This window comes from Collinsella aerofaciens (genome assembly GCF_015553355.1).
Taxonomy (GTDB): Bacteria; Actinomycetota; Coriobacteriia; order Coriobacteriales; family Coriobacteriaceae; genus Collinsella; species Collinsella aerofaciens_V.
The window spans coordinates 161249-183356 of record NZ_JADNGN010000001.1; the positions used below are offsets into that span (position 1 = coordinate 161249).

General features: G+C 60.8%; 15 protein-coding genes. 4 read left to right on the forward strand and 11 right to left on the reverse strand.

Annotated features, from left to right (window positions below):
* Window positions 1–660 precede the first annotated feature (660 nt).
* Entirely contained in the window at window positions 661–891 is a 231-nt protein-coding gene (locus I2D57_RS09825) for a DUF4143 domain-containing protein (RefSeq protein ID WP_229055540.1), read from the reverse strand.
* 246 nt (window positions 892–1137) lie between these two features.
* On the reverse strand, window positions 1138–2529 hold the full coding sequence (locus I2D57_RS00675; RefSeq protein ID WP_195361131.1) for an ATP-binding protein: 1392 nt from the start codon (window positions 2527–2529) through the stop codon (window positions 1138–1140).
* A gap of 714 nt (window positions 2530–3243) precedes the next feature.
* Here I2D57_RS00675 and I2D57_RS00680 point away from each other — a divergent pair.
* A complete protein-coding gene (locus I2D57_RS00680) occupies window positions 3244–4242 on the forward strand; it encodes a hypothetical protein (RefSeq protein ID WP_117769392.1) in 999 nt (332 codons plus the stop codon).
* Between the two features lie 480 nt (window positions 4243–4722).
* Here I2D57_RS00680 and xdh read toward each other — a convergent pair whose 3' ends face one another.
* The 5 genes from xdh to I2D57_RS00705 form a co-directional block, all read right to left on the reverse strand.
* Window positions 4723–7500, reverse strand: a complete 2778-nt coding sequence (gene xdh / locus I2D57_RS00685; protein WP_195361132.1) for a selenium-dependent xanthine dehydrogenase — start codon at window positions 7498–7500, stop codon at window positions 4723–4725.
* Between the two features lie 12 nt (window positions 7501–7512).
* Complete coding sequence (locus I2D57_RS00690; RefSeq protein ID WP_195361133.1) at window positions 7513–7992, reverse strand: 4Fe-4S binding protein; 480 nt, start codon at window positions 7990–7992, stop codon at window positions 7513–7515.
* 11 nt (window positions 7993–8003) lie between these two features.
* Window positions 8004–11003 carry a putative selenate reductase subunit YgfK gene (gene ygfK / locus I2D57_RS00695; RefSeq protein ID WP_195361134.1) on the reverse strand — a complete coding sequence of 1000 codons (3000 nt, stop codon included), beginning with the start codon at window positions 11001–11003 and terminating at the stop codon, window positions 8004–8006.
* A gap of 148 nt (window positions 11004–11151) precedes the next feature.
* On the reverse strand, window positions 11152–12507 hold the full coding sequence (gene ssnA / locus I2D57_RS00700) for a putative aminohydrolase SsnA (RefSeq protein ID WP_195361135.1): 1356 nt from the start codon (window positions 12505–12507) through the stop codon (window positions 11152–11154).
* 195 nt (window positions 12508–12702) lie between these two features.
* Complete coding sequence (locus I2D57_RS00705) at window positions 12703–14097, reverse strand: uracil-xanthine permease family protein (protein ID WP_035137475.1); 1395 nt, start codon at window positions 14095–14097, stop codon at window positions 12703–12705.
* A gap of 352 nt (window positions 14098–14449) precedes the next feature.
* Between I2D57_RS00705 and I2D57_RS00710 the strand changes: the two genes are divergently transcribed.
* Window positions 14450–15106, forward strand: coding sequence for a helix-turn-helix transcriptional regulator (locus I2D57_RS00710; RefSeq protein ID WP_232049564.1), 657 nt, complete (start codon window positions 14450–14452; stop codon window positions 15104–15106).
* 108 nt (window positions 15107–15214) lie between these two features.
* On the opposite strand, the gene I2D57_RS00715 is transcribed toward I2D57_RS00710, so the two are convergent.
* Window positions 15215–15592, reverse strand: coding sequence for a RidA family protein (locus I2D57_RS00715; protein ID WP_195361136.1), 378 nt, complete (start codon window positions 15590–15592; stop codon window positions 15215–15217).
* A gap of 300 nt (window positions 15593–15892) precedes the next feature.
* On the opposite strand from I2D57_RS00715, the gene I2D57_RS00720 reads away from it, so the two are divergent.
* Both I2D57_RS00720 and I2D57_RS00725 read left to right on the forward strand, forming a co-directional pair.
* A complete protein-coding gene (locus tag I2D57_RS00720; protein ID WP_195361137.1) occupies window positions 15893–18388 on the forward strand; it encodes a U32 family peptidase in 2496 nt (831 codons plus the stop codon).
* A 15-nt stretch (window positions 18389–18403) separates the two neighbouring features.
* Window positions 18404–19063 (forward strand): RluA family pseudouridine synthase, encoded by a 660-nt coding sequence (locus I2D57_RS00725; RefSeq protein WP_324249176.1) that lies wholly within the window; start codon window positions 18404–18406, stop codon window positions 19061–19063.
* 379 nt (window positions 19064–19442) lie between these two features.
* Here the strand turns inward: I2D57_RS00725 and I2D57_RS00730 are convergent, their stop codons facing one another.
* The 3 genes from I2D57_RS00730 to rplX form a co-directional block, all read right to left on the reverse strand.
* Window positions 19443–20189 (reverse strand): DeoR/GlpR family DNA-binding transcription regulator, encoded by a 747-nt coding sequence (locus tag I2D57_RS00730; protein WP_195361138.1) that lies wholly within the window; start codon window positions 20187–20189, stop codon window positions 19443–19445.
* Between the two features lie 3 nt (window positions 20190–20192).
* Complete coding sequence (locus I2D57_RS00735; RefSeq protein WP_195361139.1) at window positions 20193–21272, reverse strand: Gfo/Idh/MocA family protein; 1080 nt, start codon at window positions 21270–21272, stop codon at window positions 20193–20195.
* A gap of 518 nt (window positions 21273–21790) precedes the next feature.
* The gene (gene rplX / locus I2D57_RS00740) at window positions 21791–22096 is read right to left on the reverse strand and encodes a 50S ribosomal protein L24 (RefSeq protein ID WP_006235043.1); all 306 of its coding nucleotides are present in this window, start codon (window positions 22094–22096) and stop codon (window positions 21791–21793) included.
* Window positions 22097–22108: the final 12 nt, after the last annotated feature.

Sequence of the window (22108 nt, forward strand, 5' to 3'; positions counted from 1 at the left end):
CGTAAGGATAGGAACCCGTGCGGACATGAAAGCGGGACGCAATATACCATGCGCCAAGCACACGCCATGCAGACGGCCCCAAGAGAGTCGACCGCTCTATTCAAATGCATGAAAAAGATTTAGGCCCGGTGACTTGAATCAGCGGTCATCCCGGGCCCATCAGAGCTCGTAGAGCTCTTGGTTGCTTTGGTCTTGCTCTTCACGGCGCTTATCGAACTTTCCGAGGCACTCAAGCAGCATTCGAAGCATAACAAGTCGCTGCCATTAAGGCACTGACCTCTTGACCAAGCAACGGCGCTGCCCAGCTCCACTCTACTTGGGCTGCCGTCGATTTTATTTTACCCGCGGACGCCAGGTCTAACAAATGGATTTTCGGTAATGGAAGCACGGCGCCCCGCAAAACCACTACGTCCCAAGTGCCGCCAAGGGGATCACTGCCACGCCATCGTCGCGTGTGTTGGCAGTGCTTCCCTTTCCAACCACAACCGCCAAAAACGCCGGCGCGGCATTCTGGGCGGCAGGATTGGAGAGCACTTTCCTCTCCAGCGCCTTAAGATTTCTCGCTCCATCGTCTGCTTTCGCATCACTCAGCTTGACCTCGATGGCTCCCCAGCGCCCGTCGTGCTCAACGATCAGATCGACCTCAAGGCCCTTCTCATCTCAGAAATAATGGACACTGTTGTCGACACCGCCGTAGGTGGAAAGGAACACGCGCACGTCGCGCAGAACGAGGTTCTCAAAGAGCATCCCCAACGTTTGCATATCGCCAAGCAACCGCCCAGGGGTAGCCCCCAGCAACGCCGCCGCAAGTGACGGGTCACAGAAGTAGCGCTTGGGGCGCACGCGAACGCGGGCCATCGAGCGCACATACTGGCTTGCTCTCTCGCACAAGCTCGTCCGAAAACCCAAGGTTTGCAGGTCACCGCTCCTGCAGCACCAGCGGGCGACGTCATCCTGCGAAATTACGCCATTCTCAATGCAGTTTTTACGCCGTTTTCATTGTAGGTTTTACGCTCGGCATCCTTGGCGCGGCGCTTGCTCAACCACCGGACCAGCGAATTGCCCGGATTCTGGGACGTGCTTTCCGCCAAAGGGAAAGCGCGTCCCATTCCGAGCATCACATCAGAGCGCGCTTGGTTATTTCCGCTCGCACATCTCGGCAAACGAAATCAGCTTGGCATCTCCCCTGCTCGCCGCAGCTTCCTGACATCCTTGCGTAAAGCCACGCTTCGAAAAGATCACGTAGCTTTTATGCTGCCGCCTAAAGAGCTCGCTTCGGTACACGAGCTTTTCCAGAACATCCTCGCCTACCGGTTCATTGCGCCATTTGCACTCCGCAAACAGCGCATCGCCCTCGCCATCGTCAACAATCAAGTCGATTTCTTCCTGCGTATGCGTACGATTATCCGTCCCCCACCAGCGCCCGACGCTCGCCGGAACCACATCGAGCTGGCCCGCCCGCGCGAGTTCGTACACGTATTGTCTGCATATGAGCTCAAAGACCGTACCCATGTAATCCGATACGTACGGCTCAATGCGCTTATACGCCATCTCGGCCATATCGTTTTGAATCAGCCCGATGTTCTGCGGAACAAACTTGTACCAGAACCTAAACATCTGATCGCTCAGCAGATACACGGCTCGCTTATTGCTCGTCTCGTTTAGGGGCAGCTCGCGCTCGACAATCCCAAGCGACGCCAGCTTATCCACATAGCTCTTTACGTTGCTCGCAGGGATTCCCGTAGAGCTCGCAATCTCCGAGATCTTCGAGCGCCCCTGAGCAATTGCTTGCACGATTGCATCATATTGCTCGGGATTGCGGCACTCTTGCAATAGCAGGTTACTCGGCTCCTCAAAGAGATAGCCCGTAGGAGTAAGAAAAAGACGTTTGATGTTGTCCTTGAGCGGTGCGGCAGGATCGACTTTCTCGATATATGCAGGAATGCCGCCCGTCATGCCATAGCAAACTGCAGCGTCTTCGCGACCCATGCTCTGCCACAGGCCGAGGGTCGTCATAAAATCGAGCGGCAAGATCTTAAACTGGGCCGTACGCCTACCGTATAGTGGGCTCTCGTAGCCCAACACCTGTTCCTCCATAAACGAAAGAGACGAGCCGCACAGGATAAGCATGAGCTTGGTCTCTTTGTACAAGTGATCGATCTTGTCTTGCAGCAACGAGCTGATCTCGGGATTCGATTGGGCGAGATAGGGATACTCGTCAATCACAACAATCAAACGTTCCGTGCGAGCCATGGTGGCCAATGCATCGAACGCCTCGTCAAAACTACGAAACGACACGCCTGCAGCACCAACCGAACCCGCAAGTATCGCCTGGCTAAAGCCGTGCAGGTTTGCCTCTGCATTGGTACGACGAGCTTGAAAGTAAATAGCCCTCTTGCCTTGGATGAACTCTGTGATAAGGCGCGTTTTACCCACGCGACGGCGGCCGTAAATCACAGGCATCTCAAAGGAGCCCGTGCCATACAGTCGATTGAGCTCGGACATTTCCGCTGTTCTTCCGATAAACATAGGGCCATCCTTCCTTTACGTTATAGCTAGCTATATTATACCTTCCTATAATATAGCTAGCTATAACGTAATTCGACAGGCAGCGCACGCAAAAGGGGCGGTACACCACCGCACGTGGACCGTTCCGGAAAATGCATCCCGTTCTGGAGCCAAAACTGGGCCGTAGTTTCCGCCAAGCATCCCATCCGGAAAGCGTGTCCCGTTCTGAGTGGCAATTCCGGGACACAGTTTCCGCATGCGGCCCGTTGGGAAAGTTCATCCCGCTCTGAAGGCTCGTTCCGGGATGCAATTTCCGTTTGAGGCCCGATCTGGAAACGGCATCCCACTCTGAGGCCGAAATCTGGGGTGTAGTTTCCGCTTGAAGGGCTGTCCGGAAAGCGCGTCCCATTCCGAGTGGCAATTCCGGGTCACAGTTTCCGCAGATACAAGGCGACAGTCCGCCGCCCTTATCACATGCCTTCAAATATGCGATCCAGAAACACAAAACAGCAGATAGAATGCTCTTTTTCAAAAAGTACACGTCCCGAAACTTACCAAGACTTCATATCCAGTTACCGTTCACGGTCGCCGATTACCGCCCACCGATTCAAACAAGAAATATGTTGCCAAAAGCAGGTCATCTACCTGCATGGTTAGATTTTGGTCAGCTTTTGGTCAGCTGAGCGGCAAGTTCCAGCTGATACGTTTTTGCTAACCAAAAGGAGGCGGTAGCTCATGACCCATTGCAATGACCAGCTCATCGACCAACTGCTCACTCAAGCCGAACAAGAGGGGCGCTGCCTGATTCCCCCGAGCACGGCGATCCGAAAAGCGCTCCTTCGGCGCACCGGCGGCACGGTTGTCTCGCCCATGCCGGGGTTGTTTGCGCGAAAAACGCGCTGGGATGAACTCAACCGAGCGCAACGCCATTGCGAAATCCTCCGCGCCCTTGCGATCATCCACCCCGATTGGACGTTCTGCTCGTTTTCGGCCGCCTGTCTGCTGGGGCTCGAGGTCTCGTGGCGACACCTGAATGTCGTGCATGTCTGCAGTACCACCAAGCCGTCGGCTCGTCCGGGCGCACATATTCAGCGGCACCAGATTGAGCCGGCCGGAGCAAAACGCAGAGCCGGCATATCGGTAACGCCGCCCATCCAAACGGTTACAGATTGCCTGTTGCAGACCGGTTTTGCCGACGGTATGCCCATTGCCGATTCGGCGATCTCAAAGCTCGTCCTTGTGCGGGAACAGCTGATGGAGGCCGTCGAGCAACGAGCAACTGCCCGCAATGGTCGCGCGATTCGTACGGCTCTCACAACGCTTCGATATGCCGACGCCCGCGCCGAGAGCGGCGGGGAATCGGTCGCCCGAGCCGTCATGATCGAGACGGGCTTTGCGCCCGATTGGCTTCAATACGAGCTGACGGACCCCTTCAATTCGGCCAAGCCCATACGAACGGACTTTGCCTGGGAGCGCCAGGCGCGGGAACTCACGCTGGGCGAGCTCGACGGGCTCATCAAATATACCGACCAGACCATGCTGGCCGGACGCACCACCGCCGAGGCGCTCGTTGCCGAACGACAGCGCGAGGCGCACCTATCGCTCTACGGTCACCCTCTGCTGCGCTTTACCATCAGCGAGGTCCGCTCGGCAGGAGTGCTCGCCAAAAAGCTACAGACGGCAGGCATCCGGCAGACCGCGCTGCCGACATGGCTCAACGAGGTGGACCTGTAGGAGCTGTTGAGCTTATGCCCGCCTGCCCATCAAACTGGGGCACACTTTCCAGTTGGCGGCACCGCGGAAACCATATCTCAGATTGAGTGCTCAGAATGGGATGCGCCTTCCATATGGCATACCTAGCGGAAACCGTGTCCCGGAATCAAGGCCCAGAACGGGACACGCTTTCCGGCTGAAGCGCCCAGCGGAAACTGCATCCCGGAATAGACGCTCAAACTGGGACGCAATTTCCGCTGAGGTTCCATCCGGAAACTGTGTCCCACTCCGAGCGTCAATTCTGGGATGAACTTTCCGCCAGAGGGTTCAGCCGGAAACGGCATCCCACTCTGAAGCGAAATTCTGGGACGCAGTTTCCGCATGCGGAGGCGCTCCAAACAAAAGGCCCCGACTCACGATGGAGCTGGGGCCAAAGGTGCAGCATATGCAGTTGATGTTGAGCGCGAACAGCTCGTCAGCAATGACCGTCCGCGCTCTACCCTACCCGCGGTGACGGGCGCGGCTGTACGGCGTATCCACCATGGGCAGATCTGGACGCAGCTTGCCGTCAAACGCGCGATAGGCGTTCTGCACGGCGGGCGCCGTGGGGATCGTTGCGATCTCGCCGATGCCCTTGCCGCCGTATGCCACGGGCAGCAGCTCGTCCTTCTCCACGTAGATGGCGTGGATATCCGGAATCTCGGGCGCACGGAACAGCCCGAGCGTACCGTACCTTGCCTGGGGTACGCAGTCCTTGAGCAGCCAGTCCTCGGTAAGCGCATAGCCCATCCCCATGAGCACGCCGCCTTCGATCTGACCCTGGATGGAGATGGGGTTGACCACCTTGCCGGAATCGTGCGCAGCATAGACCTCGCTCACGCGGCCGTCATCATCCAGAATGACCACATGCGTGGCAAAACCGTAGCAGATGTGGCTCTTGGGATTGGGAACGTCGGCACCCAGTTTGTCGGTCGGCTCCAGGTACACGTAGCCAAACTCGCGGCCCTCGAGCGCCTTGATGGCAGCCGCGGGATCCTGAGGATGCATACCCTGGCCGGCAACGAGTTCCTGTGCGCGCAGCTGATAGGCGCGACCGTCGTCGTACTCGATCTTGACGCCATCACCATGCGCACTCACAGGAGCCTCGGGTGCGGACTTGCCGGCCTCGATGTCAAGCATGGCATCGCGCAGCAGGAAGGCGGCGCCGCGCACGGCCTCGCCGGTCACGACCGTCTGACGCGAGCCAGACGTGGTGCCGGAGTCGGGTGCGTTCTCGGTGGAGCACTCGCCATTGGCAATGCAGCTCAGCGGCAGACCGCAGGCCTCGGCAACGTCCTGCAAAAAGACGGTGTTGCAGCCTTGGCCGATGTCGGACGTGGCGGCGTAGACCACGGCGCGGCCATCCTCGACGCGAATCTTGCAGCGGCCGGCATCGGGCAGGCCCACGCCCACACCGGCGTTCTTCATGGCGCAGGCGATACCGGCGTGTCCGGGATGCGCGTAGTAGGCATCCTTGACCTCGAGCAGCGTCTCCTTAAGCGCCGTGGAGCAGTCGGCAATCTGGCCGTTGGGCAGAACCTCGCCCGGCTCGATAGCGTTACGGTAGCGAATCTCCCACGGATCCAGGCCGACTTTCTCGGCCAGCAGGTCGATCAGGCTCTCGAGCGCAAACTCGGACTGGCACACGCCAAAGCCTCGGTACGCGCCGGCGGGCGGGTTGTTGGTGTAGTAGCCAAAGCCGCGGATGTCGGTGTTCTGGTACTTGTAAGGGCCAACGGCATGCGTGCAGGCGCGCTCGAGCACCGGACCGCACAGCGACGCGTAGGCGCCGGTGTCAAAGTTGATCTCGCAGTCCAGACCGGTAAAGTTGCCCTCGGCGTCGCAACCCAACGTAAAGGTGCCGTCCATGGCATGACGCTTGGGATGGAACGCGAGCGACTCGGCACGTGTAAGCTTGCACTTCACAGGACGCTGGAACTTATATGCGGCGAGCGCAGCCAGGTGCTGGATGGACACGTCTTCCTTGCCGCCAAAGCCGCCGCCCACGAGCATGGTCTCGACGACCACGCGCTCGGGTTCGTTATCCCAGCCAAACATGTGGGCACACTCTTTGCGCGTGTCGTAGGCACCCTGGTCGGTCGATTGCACCTTGACGCCGTTCTTGTACGGGAAGGCGACGGCGCACTCGGGCTCCAAGAAGGCATGCTCGGTAAAGGGCGTGGTAAAGCGCTGCGTCACGGTAAACGCGCTCTCTGCCAGCGCCTTGGCGGCATCGCCGCGCGTCACGTGACGGCTCTGGCACACGTTGTCCTTGAGCTCCACCGTGTTGCCAAAGGCAAAGAAGCTGTCGTGCAGGCGCGGTGCGTCGGCGGCCTTGGCCTCGGCGATGTTGCGCACAGGCTCCAGAGGCTCGTAATCGATCTTGACGAGCTTATTGGCCTTCTCGAGCGTCGCCTCGTCCTCAGCGACCACCAGCACAATGGCATCGCCCACGCAGCGGGTGATATCACCTTGGGCGATCATGACGTCCCAGTCCTGGATAAGGTGGCCGACCTGGTTGACCGGCACGTCCTCGGCGCGCAGGATGCCCACCACACCGGGCAGGGCCTCGGCCTTGGAGGTATCGATGGAGAGCACACGGGCGCGCGGATACTTGGAGCGCACGGCGCTGGCATAGGTCAGGCCCGGCTGATCGAGCTCGTCGATGTCGTCGGGATACTTGCCCTCGCCGAGCACCTTCTTGCGCACGTCGATGCGGAAGGCTCGCTTGCCCACGCCGTAGTCATCGCCGCGCTCCAGATCCTCGTCGATCTGCTTTTCGCCGCGGAGCACCGCAGCTGCCAGCGAAATGCCCTCGATAATCTTCTTGTAGCCGGTGCAACGGCAGACGTTACCGCGGATGGCGTACTTGATCTGCTCCTCGGTGGGCTCGGGGTCCTCGGCGATGAGCGCCGCACCCGCCATGACCATGCCGGGGATGCAAAAGCCGCACTGCACGGCGCCCACGGCGCCAAAGGCGTACACAAAGGCCTCGCGCACGTCCTCGGGCAGGCCCTCGACGGTCACGATGTTGCGACCGGCGGCAAGCGCGGTGGTCAGCACGCACGCCTTGACGGCCGCACCGTCCACATGGATGGTGCAGGTACCGCACGCGCCCTCGGAGCAGCCGTCCTTGGCGGAATGGATATGCAGGTCGTCGCGCAGGTAGCGCAGCAACGGTTTGTTTTGGGTCGTCGTGCACTCGACGCCGTTAACGGTAAAAGTGAATTCCTGTGCCATGGTGATTCCCTTCTACACGCCGGCGGCAATGCCGGTGCGGTCGTGGATGGCGCCATGCGGGCAGACGACGGCGCACATGCCGCACGACAGGCAGTCCGCGCCGTCGATATGGGCGCAGTTGTCCTCGATGCGGATAGCGCCGGCAGGGCACTTTTTGGCGCACATGCCGCAACCGATGCAGCTCGTGTCGCAGATCTTGCGCGCAATGGCGCCCTTATCGGTGTTGTTGCAGCGCACCAGAATGTTCTGATAGCCGGGAACAAAGGCAATCACGCGCTGTGGACACGCCATGCCGCACAGGCCACAGCCCGTGCACTTGGAGCGATCCACGCGGGCGATGCCATCGGCCAACGCAATGGCGCCGTGAGGGCAGGCCGTGACGCAGGCGCCACAGCCAATGCAGCCTTCGCTGCAGCGGGCGTCGCCGCCTGCGGAGGCACAACCGCTTCCGCAGGCAACGTAGGCCACGTTATGTTGAATGGATTTAGCCATAAGAGACTCGCCTATTTCTTAAGAAGGTACGAATAGTTGTCGCGCACGGCCTTGATGGTCAGGCGGACGGCCTCGGGAAGGCCGGTGTTGACGGCATCGACCGAGACGGTGCGGACCGTGCCGGCGACGCGGACCTTAAAGTGATCCTCGTCCACGGCCAGGAAGCCCTCGTTCTCGGAGTTCTCCATGTCCTGCTCGCTCCAGAACAGGGTGAGCTTGTCCTTGTAGGGACGACCCTCCTGGTAGGGGCAGAACACGGCGCAGTTGCCGCACTCATTGCACATGCCGTCGACATGGACGACCTGATGCTTGGCCAGGCCCGGCACCTTGATGGCAACGTTGGCGCGGTTGGGGCACACGTCACAGCAGACCTCGCACACCGAACCGCAGCCCAGGCAGCGGGTCTTGGTGCAGTTGCGCTTGTCGCGGCACAGCGACCCCTTGCGCTCGTAGCAGGTGCCCTCGCGGCCGGCCTGCTCGTTGCAGTCGGCGTACTTGTTAAAGTCCACGCCGGCGATGGCGCGGGCGACTTCGGCGGCGTCGGCAATAGCCTCGACCACGGTGGCCGGACCGCGACGGCAATCGCCTGCAGCCCAGACGCCCTCGACGCCGGTGGAGGTGGCGGCAAGGCGGCCACGACGGTCGTGCTCGACGCCCGCAGCATCGTACAGGCTGGCATCGATGCCCTCGCCCACGGCGCAGATCACCGTGGTGGCGGGAAGCTCGACGGTCTCGCCCGTGGCGACGGGGCTGCGACGGCCGCTTGCATCCGGCTCGCCAAGCTCCATAACGTCACAGGTCAGCACGGCGCCGTTAAGTACCTTGGGCGCCAGCAGTTCGCAGAACTCAACGCCGTCGGCAAGAGCAAGATCGAGCTCTTCCTCGTCGGCGGGCATCTGCTTCTTGGTACGGCGATACACCAGGCGCACGTTCTTCACGCCGGCCAGGCGCCTGGCCACGCGGGCCGCGTCCATGGCGGTGTTGCCGGCGCCAATAACCACGACGTCCTCGCCCAGCTCGAGCTTCTCGCCCTTCTTGGCGGTCTCGAGGAACTCCAGCACGTCGAGCTCGGCACCCTCGCCCAAGCCCGCAGAGCCGGGCATCCAGGCACCGGTGGCCACGACCACGTCGGTAAAGCCCTGGGCCTTGAGCTCTTCAATGGAATCCACGCGAGCGTTGAGCTGAACCTTGGCACCAAAGGCCAGGCAAAGCTCGGCGTCGTGCGAGATATCGTCGCTGGCGATACGGAACTCGGGGATCACGTGACGGACCACGCCGCCGAGCGAATCGCGGGCCTCAAAGATGGTGACGGGCACGCCGGCGCGCGTCAGGAAGAACGCCGTCGCCAGACCGGCCGGGCCGCCGCCGATAACGGCAACGTTGCGCTCGCCGTCGTTGGCGATGGCCTGGGCGCGCAGCTTGGGCAGCACGGCGGTCATGGCCTCGCGGGCGGCCTTGAGCTTGCTGGCGCGAATCTGGGCGCCCTCGGGCTCGTAGAATGCGCGCTCGCAGGCACGGCCGCAGGGATGCGGGCAGATGGTGCCGGTGATGAACGGCAGGGCGTTGCGCTCGATGATGATGTTGAGTGCGTCCTCGTAGCGGCCCTCGTCAACAGCCGCCAGGTAGGCGGGAATATCCTGCTGGATGGGGCAGCTCGTGCGGCACGGCGTGGTAAAGCAGTCGGAAAGCGGGCTCTTGCCGGCGACCTTGCGGTCGGGCAGCGGGCGCAGCGGCTTCTTGTAGAGCGGGTTGGTGAGCGAGTCGACCTGGATCGCGGTCACGGCCTCGAGCGAGACGCCCGCGAACGGCTTGCCATCCAGGTCGGTAAACTCGCCAGCCATCTGGCTAAAGCGCTCGTAGCCACCGGGCTTGAGCACGTCGGTCGCCAGGGTAACGGGCCAAATGCCGGCATCGTACAGGGCGCGGATGTTGTAGACCGTGGCACCGCCAGAGTAGCTGATGCGCAGCTTGCCATCGAACTGCTCAGTAATGCGGCGGGCAGCCTCGATGGTCAGCGAGAACAGCGAACGGCCCGACATGTACATCTCGGTGGAGGGCAGCTCGTTTCTCGTCACGTCGACGGGGAACGTGTTGGTGAGCTTGACGCCAAACTCAAGACCGCGCTCGGCGCACAGGGCAATCAGGCGCTCGAACATAGGCACGGCATCGGCCCACTGCAGGTCCTCGCGGAAGTGCGTGTCATCGAAGACGATATAGTCAAAGCCCAGCTCGTTGAGGCGCTGGCGGGCAAACTCATAGCCCAGCAGCGTGGGGTTGCACTTGATGTAGGTATTGAGGCCCTTCTCGGTGATGAGGTAGGTCGCGATGCGCTCAATCTCCGCCGGCGGGCAGCCATGCAGCGTAGACTCGGTAATGGAGTTGGAGACGCGTGCCGGAATGGACTCGACAAACGCGGCGTCGACATGCTCAAACTTGTCCAGGTTGGCGAGAGCCCATGCGCGGCACTCGTTCCAGACGTCGGAGCCGCTGGCATCCTTCATGCCCTCGATGTAGGCATCGACCTTGGGGCTCTTGATGCCCTCCAGGTCATAACCCACGGACATGTTGAAGACAAAGCCGTCCGGGCTTCCCAGGCCGTACTCGCGAGCGATCAGATGGCAGGCGAACCATGCCTTCACGTACTCGGCAAAGGCCTGCGGAACCTCAAGCTCAGTCGACCACTCGCAGTTGTAGCACTCGTCCTGTGCCACAATGCAGGGCTTGTTCACACACTTGGAGAGCTCCTCGCCGTCCATGACCTGAACGGTCTTGAGCTCAAAAAAGCGAGAACCGGCCACGTAGGACGCCACGATGTTCTGGGCAAGCTGCGTGTTGGGGCCAGCGGCCGGGCCAAACGGGGTCTCGATGCGCTCGTCAAAAATGGGAAGCGCACCCTCCTGGTTGGTCGTGACCATCTTGCGCACGCCAAAGATGGCGTCCTGGGTCTTGTGCTCCTCGATGATCCAGTTCATCAGCTGCGAAAACGGGATCGGCCTCATGATGTCGCTCATAGTGAGCTCCTCTCTGTAACGCCCGGCGAGACCGCGCGGCGGGCGCAAATACGGTGTAGCGCTAGCACAGCGCCGGCGACCCCGCGGAGGTCGCCTATACGCGCGTCGGATGCGACGAAACATCCGACGCGCGTGAATCTACTTGTTATTAGTAGGTGCGATCGTTGAGCGTGCTCCAGAGCTTCTTGGACTCAGCCATGGTCCACGCATTGATCTTTTCCTCATCAATGCCCACAAACTCGCGATCCTTGTACAGGACGCGGCCGTTGATGATGGTGGTGCGGCAGTTTTTGCCCATCATGCCAAAGAGCATGTGGCCGTCGATGTTCTCCTCGCTCAGCGGCGTAAAGGGCTTGTAGTCCATAACGATGACGTCGGCGGCGGCGCCGGCCTCGAGCACGCCGAGTTTGCGATCGAAGTACTTGCTCGCCATCTTGGCGTTGTTCTCAAACAGCATGGTCATGGCCTCGCACCAGCCCACGTTGGGCATGGCGGCGTTGTGGCGCTGAATGATCAGGAAGACCTTGAGGCTCTCGAGCATATCGTGGGTGTAGGCGTCGGTGCCCATGCACACGGGGATACCGCGGCGGAAGAACTCGAGCACGGGGGCGCAGCCCACGGCGTTGCCCATATTGGATTCGGGGTTGTTGACGAGCCAGGTGCCGGACTCCTTGACGATATCCATCTCGGCAGGCGTCACGTGGATGCAGTGGCCGAGCATGGTGTCGGGACCCAGCAGGTTGTGCTGCAGTAGGCGCTCGACGGGGCTGATGCCGCCGCGGTTGAGGCGGGAGTCCCACACGTCGTTCATGCCCTCGCACACATGGATGTGGAAGCCGGTCAGACCGTTGTTGGCCTCGGCCATCTTGTCCATGGTCTCGTCCGAAAGCGTAAAGGTGGCATGTCCGCCAAACATGGCGGCGATCATGTGGTTGTCGTTATCGCGACGCTCCTTGGCGGCCCACTGGGCAAACTCGGCGTTCTCGGCAATGGCCTGGTCGCATTTTTCCTGGCCGCGGCGATCGGAGACCTCGTAGCACAGGCACGAACGCATGCCCAGCTCCTGAGCTGCATCCTTAATGGTAAAGAGGCTTCCCGGGATCTCGCAGAAGCTCGCATGGTGATCGAAGATCGTGGTGACGCCATCGCGGATGGAGTCAAGGATTGTGGCATAGGCGCTGGCCTTGGTGCCGTCGAGTGTCAGGTTGTCGTCGATCTTCCACCACTGCTGCTCAAGATTCTCCAGGAAGTTAGTGGGGTTGCAGCCCTTAATGGCAAGGCCGCGGGCCAGACCCGAGTAGATGTGGGTGTGGCAGTTGATGAGTCCGGGCATGATGAGGTTGCCCCGGGCGTCGACGTACTCGGCATCCGGGTACTTGGCCTTGAGCTCGCACTCGGGGCCCACTTCGACGATCGTATCTCCGTCAATGGCGACCGCACCGTTTGGAATGAACGGGGTCTGAGCGTTGCGGGTAAAGACGGAACCGTTAGCGACCAGAAGCATTAATGCTCCCTTCAGCATCAGGGGCGGGGTTTGACACCTCTGACATGGCGGAGTGCGAAGCGCCGGCCTACACCGGAAACGGGCCCTCTCCCGTCAACGCTTCACCAAAGGGACAAACCCTTTGAAGTGCGGCTTGGCGCCGCATGACGTCGGCGGACGAGGCGATGCGTCCGCCGACGAATAGCACCGAATTGGTTACTTCTTGCTCTCGGGCAGGACCAGATCAACAGCGGCATCCTTGGCGGCATCGATGTGCTGAGCCACGACCGGCGTCTGCGGAAGGATCAGGTTGAGCACGATGGCCATGATGGCGGTGGGGGTCACGGCGTTGGAGCCGATGACGGTGGACACCCAGGTGGGCATGCCCTCGCCGGCGAGGCAGCCGCTGGCCATCCAAATACCCAGGCCAAAGACGACGGAGGTGCCGACGATAGTGGTAGTGCGCTGCGTGAGGCCCTCGCGGGTGAACATGCGCACGCCGTTCATGGTGATGGTGCCAAAGACGCCGACGGTCGCGCCGCCGATGACGGGCTGCGGGATAGCGGAAAGGACGGCAGAGAGCTGCGGGAACAGACCGGCGATGGCAAAGACGGCCGCGATGATCACAAAGACCCACTTGTTGACGACCTTGTTGGAGCAGATGATGCCCACGTTCTGGCCAAGGGCGCTGGTGGGAAGACCGCCCAGCAGGCCGCCGACCATAGAAGTGAGGCCCTGGGACACGATAGCGCCAGAGAGCTCGCGCTCGGTGGGCATACGGTCGATGGAGCCCAGGCAGGCGGCGGAGACGTCACCGATAACCTGGATGGCAACCATGGGGAACACGACGGCGAGGGTAATGCAGACCTCGGGATCAAACTCGAGCGCGTAGGGCATGAGCTTGGGAAGGGCGAAGACCTGAGCGGTGGCGACGCTGGAGAAGTCGATCATGCCAAAGGGGATCGAAACGATCATGCCAACGATCATGCCAAAGAACACGGATCCCAGCTTGAGCGTGCCCTTGCCAAAGTTGGCGAGCGCAAAGACCACGGCGAAGGTGATAAGAGCGACGCACCAGGCCTGCGGGGTGCCCCACAGCGGCGTACCCATACCGCCGGCCATATACTTGACGGCCGTGGGATACAGCGAAACGCCGATGGAGAAGATGACCGTACCGGTCACGACGGGCGGGAACAGCCACTTGATCTTGCTGTAGGCCAGACCAAAGAGGACCGCGACGGCGCCGCCGACGATCTCGCCACCCAGCAGCGCACCAAAGCTAAAGCCCGAGGCACCCATGGCCTGCAGGGCCGGCAGGAACGCGAACGAAACGCCCATGACGATGGGCAGGCCGCCGCCGATGCGACGGAAGGGAGCGAAGGCCTGAAGGGCCGTATCGATCGCCGAAAGAATGAGGGCGACCTGGATGATGTCGGTGCTCTGCTGGCTATTAAAGCCGTAGACGCCGGCCATGATGACCGCCGGGGTAATGATGCCGGCAAACGATGCCAGTACGTGCTGAAGGGCACACGGGATCATTTCCTTAACGGGAGGCATGCCTTCGCGAGTGAACAGGGCTTCAGTGCCGTTCGTAACCGTCTCCTGGGTCATTTGACCACCAATCCTCGAAGTAGTTGTTTTCGCATCTAACGCTCTATTGTGACGCAGTGCGGGGTTGAGGTTGTGCCTTCATTGCATATCGTATTAAAGATGATTCTCATTCTCAATAATAATTTTTTGTTATCAGACTATTCTTCAGCTGAAATAACGCATTTCCGCAGGTCAGGAAAGTGTTTGGTCAAAATAACATCTAACATTTCTTTTGGTCAACCGTTTACCGCTAAATTCCTACCGTTCGTCTGCATTACGCAATGTACCTGCGGATATACGAGATGATGGGCAGCGTGTTACCATGAGAAAAAATTGTTATGAACATTTCCGATTTCACCCAAAGGAGTTGCCCGTGAACGAGACCGTACGCCGCTTTTTGCCGATGGTCGATTTCCTGGAGCAGATACTCGGTAAGAACAGCGAGATCGTGCTGCACGATTTCTCGGATCCCGACCACGCCATCGTCGATATTCGCAACGGCATCGTGAGTGGCCGCAAGGTCGGCGGTCCCGCCACCGATCTGGCGCTCAAGATCATGCACGACCCCAAGTATCGCGACCTGCCGTTTATTACGGGCTACGAGGGCCGCGGCGCCGGAGGCAAGACGCTGGAGTCCGCGACGTTCTTTATCCGCGAGGATGACGAGATCGTCGGTATGCTCTGCGTCAACACCGACCTCTCGACCGTACGCTCCATCAACGCCATGGCGCAGCAGCTCATGGCGTGCTTCGACGCGGCGCCAACGCGCACGGAGCCCGCCCCTATCGAGGTCGAAAGCCTTTCGGAGTCCACACAGGAGCTCATCGACCGCAGCATTGCCGAGTTGCTGAGCGCGCGTGGGCTGGATGTAGCGTCGCTTGGTCAGAGCGACCGCGTGGACGTCATTCGCCACCTCAACGGCAACGGGGTGTTCATGCTCAAGGGCGCTGTTGCCTGCGCCGCCACCGCGCTGGGCATCTCGGAGCCCAGCGTCTACCGCTACCTGCAAAAAGTCCGAAAGGAAGGCTAACGAGCAAAATGAAGCGCGGCTCCACAAGCGATCCGTCACTTAACAAAAGACCCTGCAGCTCGCACTGCAGGGTCTTTTTGCATGTCATGTTTAGTTGTGGCCAACGCCTTAGAGAGCGGCAACGACCTCGATCTCGACCAGACCGCCAGCCGGAAGGGCGGCAACCTGGAAGGCGCTGCGCGCGGGGAACGGGGCCTCAAACTTGGAGGCGTAGATCTCGTTCACGGCGGCGAAGTCGGCGATGTCGGCCAGGTAGACCGTGGTCTTGACGACATCGGCAAAGGTAGCGCCGGCAGCGGTCAGCAGGGCCTCGACGTTGGCGAGGGACTGCTTGGCCTGGGCCTCGACGCCCTCGGGCATCTTGCCGGTCGCGGGATCGATGCCCAGCTGGCCGGACAGGAACACCATGTTGTCGGCCTGGATACCGGGGGAATACGGGCCGATGGCTGCGGGTGCGTTATCGGAAGACACGACGGTCTTGCTCATGTTTTTCTCCTTACGATCAATTGAGAGAGCGTGAGCGCGGTGTTCACACCGGGAGGCACAGTTCGGTCTGAACACCGCGCTTGATTGGGATAGTACTCAAGGTTTCTGTTTGATGCAAGAATATTATCAGCTTGCGAGAATATTTTATCGCCCAACGGTTTCCCCGAACCGCTGAACGGTTCTCATGTGGAGCAGCCAGTCCAAGCTGCTGAAGACTTTGTCCTGCTTAGGCTGCGGGCATCGTCCATCGCAGCGACGCCACTATACTTTTGAATATCTGAGCATTTTGAAAGGCAGGATATGACCGCAACCGCCAGCCGAACCACTAACCGCAGGCCCGAGCTTTTGGCCCCCGCCGGAGGCCCGGAGCCCTTTGCCGCCGCGCTCGCCGCCGGGGCAGACGCCATCTACTGCGGCATGGGCAGCTTCAACGCCCGCCGCAAGGCAACCAACTTTACCGACGAGGCCTTTGAGCAAGCCTGCCGCGCCGCGCATCTAGCCGGGTCGCGCGTCTACGTCACGGTCAACATCGTCATCAAGCAGTCCGAGATGGGCGATGCACTGCAGCTCATTCATCGCTGCTCCACGCTGGGCGCCGATGCCTTCATTATCCAGGACTGGGGTCTGTTCTTTGAGGTCAAGCGCACCATGCCCGGCATCGAGACACATATCTCGACCCAGGCGAACATCCACGACGACCGCGGAACCCTTTGGTGCCGTGAGCAGGGCGCCGACCGCGTGACTCTCTCGCGCGAGCTCTCCATCGACGAAATCGCCGCCATTCACGACGCCGCGCCCGATGTGGACCTTGAGGTCTTCAGCCATGGCGCCATCTGCTTTTGCTACTCGGGCCTATGCCTGCTCTCGAGTTTTGCCATGGCGGGCCGCTCGGCCAACCGCGGCATGTGCGCTCAGCCCTGTCGCCTGCCTTACGAGCTGATCAACGAGAACGGCCGCTCGCTCTCCCCCGCCGGTCGCGGGCGCGCGCTGTGCCCGCGCGACACCAACACGTCGCAGCTTGTTCGCCGTCTGTATGACGCCGGCGCCGCATCGCTCAAGCTCGAGGGCCGCATGAAGGCGCCCGATTACGTGTACTCCATCGTTGATGTGTATCGTCATCAGATCGACGACATGCTGGCCGGGGTCGCCGTAGATAAGGACGAGGACGCCGCTCGCCAGCGCCAACTCAAGCGCTGCTTTAACCGCGACTTTACGCACGCCTATCAGGACGGCACCTCGGGCGACGAGATGATGAGTTACGAGCGCTCCAACAACCGCGGCCAGATTGTGGGCACGGTGCTGGGCAGCCGTCTGGCCAACCGCGACGTGCGCGGGCTCAAACCCGACGACCGTCGTCGCCGCGCCGCCATCGCCCGCATTGAGTTGTTTGAGCCCGTGGGCAAGGGCGACCTGCTGGAGCTTCGTCACGACAATGAGTTTGACCAGTTCCTGACCACCATCGCTGCCGAGGATGCCGCTGCCGGCGACATCATCGAGTGCCGCGTGCCCCGCAGCATGCCCGAGGGCTGCCGCGTCCGCGTGATTCGCAGTCAGCGCGCCATCGACGCCGCCGGCGCCGCGCTCAAGCGCGATGTGCTGCGCCGCCGAGCTGTTGACGTGTCCGTCGTGGCGCGCCTGGGCGAGCCGTTTACCGTTACGCTCACCTGCTGCGACGACCCTTCGCTTACGGCCACTGCCACGGGCTTTACCGTCGAGGCTGCCAAGACCCGCGCCGTCGAGGCATCCGATCTGGTTGAGCACGTCGGGCGCATGGGCTCCTCTCCCTTTGAGGCCGCAAGCTTTGACGTTTCGCTCGACGCCGGCTGCGGTATGGGCTTTTCCGCCGTGCACAAGGTGCGCGCCGCCGCTTGTAAGGCGCTGGAAGAGGCCATTCTGGCACCGTACGAGGAGCGCGCGAAAACGCTCGAGCTGCCGGCGATTGTAACCAGTGATTCCCGCCCCGCGCCCGAGCACTACCGCGATGAGCCGCAGATCTGCGCCACCGTCACCTCGCTCGAGGCCGCCGAGGCCGCTCGTGCCGAGGGTGTAACGCGCATCTACATGACCACCGACGCGCTCGATGCGGCCGAGCTCTCCCCCGCCGATGCATTTGAGCAGGGCATCGTACCCGTGCTCGATGAGGTCTGCCGCGCCGTTGACCACGTACGCGTCGACCCGTGGGTTGTTGCCGGCGCCACGGTCGCTATTGGCAACATCTCTGAGCTTGCCCTGGCCGCCCAGGTTGGCGCCACGGCCGAGATTCGCTCTTGCCTGCCGGTGCACAACACGCCCTGCATGGAGGCGCTTGCCGAGCGCGGAGCCGGTGCGTTTTGGCTCTCGCCCGAGATCACACTCGACGAGATTGTCTCGCTCGGCGCCGCTGCGCCCGCGGCTCTGGGCATCACCGTCTTTGGCCGCCCGCGCGTTATGACGAGCGAGCACTGCATCCTGCAGGTGGCCAATGGCTGCATCCACGATTGCGCCAACTGCCGCCTGCGCGCCCGCAAGCTGTCGCTCAAGAATATCGACGGCAAGGTCATGCCCGTGCGCACCGACATCCATGGCCGCTCTCGCTTGTACGACGCCTACCCCATCGACCTTACGCCGCAGGTACCGCAGTTGCTCGACGCCGGCGTCCGTCGTCTCATGGTAGACGGAACGCTGCTCGAGACAGATGAGGTGGGCCGTGCCGTCGCCCGCGTCCGTCGTGCCATCGAAGCAGCGCATGCCGGCCGCAAGCCCGCCGCCCGCCTGCGCGGGGCGACCTCGGGCTGCATGTTTGTGGGAATCAGCTAACCGAAAGGCTTACACGTGAACGAAGAACCTCAAGTCCTCTACTGCGACGCCTGGCTCATGGCCATCGACAAGCCCGCTGGCATGATCGTCCACGGTGACGGCACCGGCGAGCGCACACTTACCGACTACGCTAGCGACCTTTTGCTGGCGATGGGCGACGGCTTTGCCGCGACTGACATGCAGCCGCTCAACCGCCTGGACCGCAACACCACCGGCGTGGTGTTGTTCTCGCTCGACAAGCAGACGCAGCCCGCTTTTGACCAGATGATCATCGACCACGCATTCGAAAAGCACTATCTGGCGCTCGCCGAGGGCAAGATCGACTGGAACGAAAAGCTCATCGACAAGCCCATCGCCCGCGACCGCCACGACAGCCGCAAGATGCGCGTTGGCGCCAGCGGCAAGCCGTCTCAGACGCGCGTCAAGGTACTCAAACGTCTTAAGAGCCGTCGTGGCCTGCCCGCGCGCTCGTATATCGATGTCGAGCTACTCACCGGCCGCAAGCATCAGATTCGCGTGCACCTGGCGAGTGAGCGTCATCCCCTGGTTGGCGACGACCTGTACGGAACGCCGCGCCCCTGCGGCCTCATGCTCCATGCCCATAGCGTGTCCTTTACGCATCCCGTAACCGGCGAGCACATCCACATCGAAGCCCCCTGCCCCTGGGAGCCCTAAACCACCACAAAGGGGACAGGCACCTTTGTGGTGGTTTTGCCGCAATGGCTCAGCCGCGGTCCCAAAACGTCTCGATCTGTAACAGTTAGAACCCATTTTCCGGTCTATCTGTTACAGATCGAGACATTCGAATCCCCCTCAAGGGAAAATCTCAATCTGTAACAGTAACTCGGCAAAATCAGCCTCAGATGTTATAGATTTAGACAAACCACCAGCGTCGCCCCAAGCAATCTCAATCTGTAACATCTAACCCACTTTTAACGGTCTAGTTGTTATAGACTTAGACAAAACCGGCAGACAACGAAAGCGGCAACGCCCGTAATGGACGTTGCCGCTTTTCTATTGAGAAAAACTAAATGGTTTTGACCTTGCCCCGCCGCTAGACCGTGACGACGTTGTCCATTGCCCGGTACTTGGCTGGGACCTCGCCTGCGGTAATAATCGTTGCGTCGCGGAAGTCCGCGAACTTGACGGGCGCCACCATGCCAAATTTGCTGGCATCCGAGATTACGAAGCGTTTGGCCGTATGGCGCATCGAGATGCGCTTGACCTGTGCCTCCTCGATATCGGGCGTCGTAAAGCCCTGCTCGGCGGCAATGCCGTTGGAACCCCAAAAGCCGCAGTTGAAGTTGTAGCGGTCTAGAGTTGCCAAGGCATCGGGGCCAACGAGCGCCTCGGTCTCGGGTTTGAGCTCGCCGCCCAGCACCACGGTACGCATGCCGCGCAAAGCGAGATGCTGAGCATGGAGCACGGAATCAGTCACATAGGTGACCCTTTCGAGATGCGGAAGATGCTCGATGAGCCTGAGCGTCGTCGAACCCGAATCGATGTACACAAAGCTCTCGGGCTCCACCAGCGCCGCCGCACGGGCGCAGATACGTTCCTTGTCGTCGTTATGGAGATCGCTGCGCTCATTAAGCGTCAGGTCGCGCGTCACGTGCGCGCGCTCAAGGCTTGTCGCCCCACCGTGCACCTTGGCGATACGGTGTGCGCGATTGAGCGTCTGCAGGTCGCGCCGAATGGTAGACGCCGTCACGCCCAGGGCCTCAGCAAGCTCCGGTACGGTTACCGAGCCCGTCTGCTGCACCATCGACACGATTGCGTTGAGCCTATCTTCCGCAAGCATCGCTTACTCCTCCTCGGGGTACACGACTCCCCAATCGGCGCGAAGCTTGGTCATAAGCTCCATAACATCAGAAGCATAATCCAGAAGCTCGCGCTTGGAGTCGTCGCCGGCAACGGCCTTCTCAAGATCGGCCATCTCATAACACAGGGCGTAAGCCTCGGTGCCTGCGTGGACCTCCTCGCGGTGGCCGTCCGCAGTCCACACGATGGTCGCGTGATCGGCACGCGGATATTCGTTGACCTCGATGTAGCACTTGTCAAAGCTGATGACCGAGCGCTTGGGCTGCTTGGAGTGGAGCGTAAGGCTCACGACGCCCAGCTGCTGCTCGGCATTGCGGCAGACGATGCCGCCCGCAACATCGACGCCAGTCTCGCAGGTGTTGCCTAGAGACACGACCTCGGCGGGCTGGCTCGCCATAAACAGGCGCATGACGGACAGGGCATACACACCAATATCGAGCATGGCACCGCCGGCAAGGTTGCGATTGTAGAAACGGTTGGTCAGGTCGCCGTACTCCTTGTAGCTACCAAAGTTAAGCTGAGCGAGGTTCATGCGGCCGAACTCGCCGGCATCCATGCGGCGGCGCAGCTCTTGATACAAGGGCATGTGGAGCACCGTGGTAGCGTCCATAAGGACCACGTTGTGCTCGGCGGCAATGGAACGGGCCTCATCGAGTTCAGCGGAATTGAGGGTAATGGCTTTCTCGCAGAGCACGTGCTTGCCGGCGGCCAGCGCGTCACGCAGATAGGTGATATGCGTGTTGTGCGGCGTGGTGATATAGACGGCGTCGATGCCCGGATCGGCGTAGAGGTCCTCAACCGTTTCATAGACCTTCTCGATGCCATACTGCTCGGCAAAAGCCTGAGCCTTGGACAGCGTACAGTTGGCGACGCCCGCAAGCTTGCGGCCGGCAAGAGCGAGAGACTGGGCCATCTGGTTGGCGATAACGCCGCACCCGATCACAGCCCAACGAAGCTCGGGAGCCGTAAAAATATCGTCGGGGAACTGCTTGTCCTGGACCGAAGCGAACGCTGCCTTGGCGGCTGCCGCGGCGTCGAGCGGAGCCTGCTTGGAATCTACCATATGTGCCTCCTGAATCATGGAGCGTCTTGCAATTCTGCCGTTTCCATATTCGCACAAATACGCGCGTGCATGCTCGTATTTGCGTATTTATTTGCTTTACAGTCATTATTTAGCCATAGTTTACACATGTTTGCGCGAGTACACGCAGTATCGCGCAATGGTATGCGCGTAAATGCGCATGCAACGATCCGTCTTAAACATAAGGGAGCGGGACACCAAAACCCTAAAAGACAGAGTAGGCCGTAATACTCCACCCCTCTGGGGGGGGCATCAGACATCAAGGGACTGTCCCAAACTGCCGACAAAAAAGGAATGTCCCAAGCTGCCGGCACCTGGGGACGTTCCCCATGTAACGCTTTCTATGCAAGACTGTCCCCAACGACTAGTTGTTTAAGAACGCCCCCAACGACTAGTACGACCACTCATTTAAGTCTGTCCCCAATGAGTAGGGATAGAAAAAGGCCCGGGTGCCTTGGGGCATCCGGGCCTTTGCTAGCAACTTGATGTTGCGGGGCAGCTTAGAACTTGTGGCCGCACTTCTTGCAGACGCGCAGCTTGTTCTTGCCGTCCTTCTCGTGACCGACGCGGGTAACCTTACCGCACTCGGGGCAAACGAGATTGACGTTGGAGGCGTCGATAGGAGCCTCCTGCGAAACGATGCCGCCCTGCTGGTTGGCAGCGTTGGGCTTGACGGCCTTCTTGACGACCGAAACGCCCTCGACAACGACCTTGTTCTCGGCGGGGAGAGCACGCAGGACAACGCCCTGCTTGCCGCGATCCTTACCAGAGAGAACCTGGACCTTATCGCCCTTCTTGATATACATATATCTCCCCTA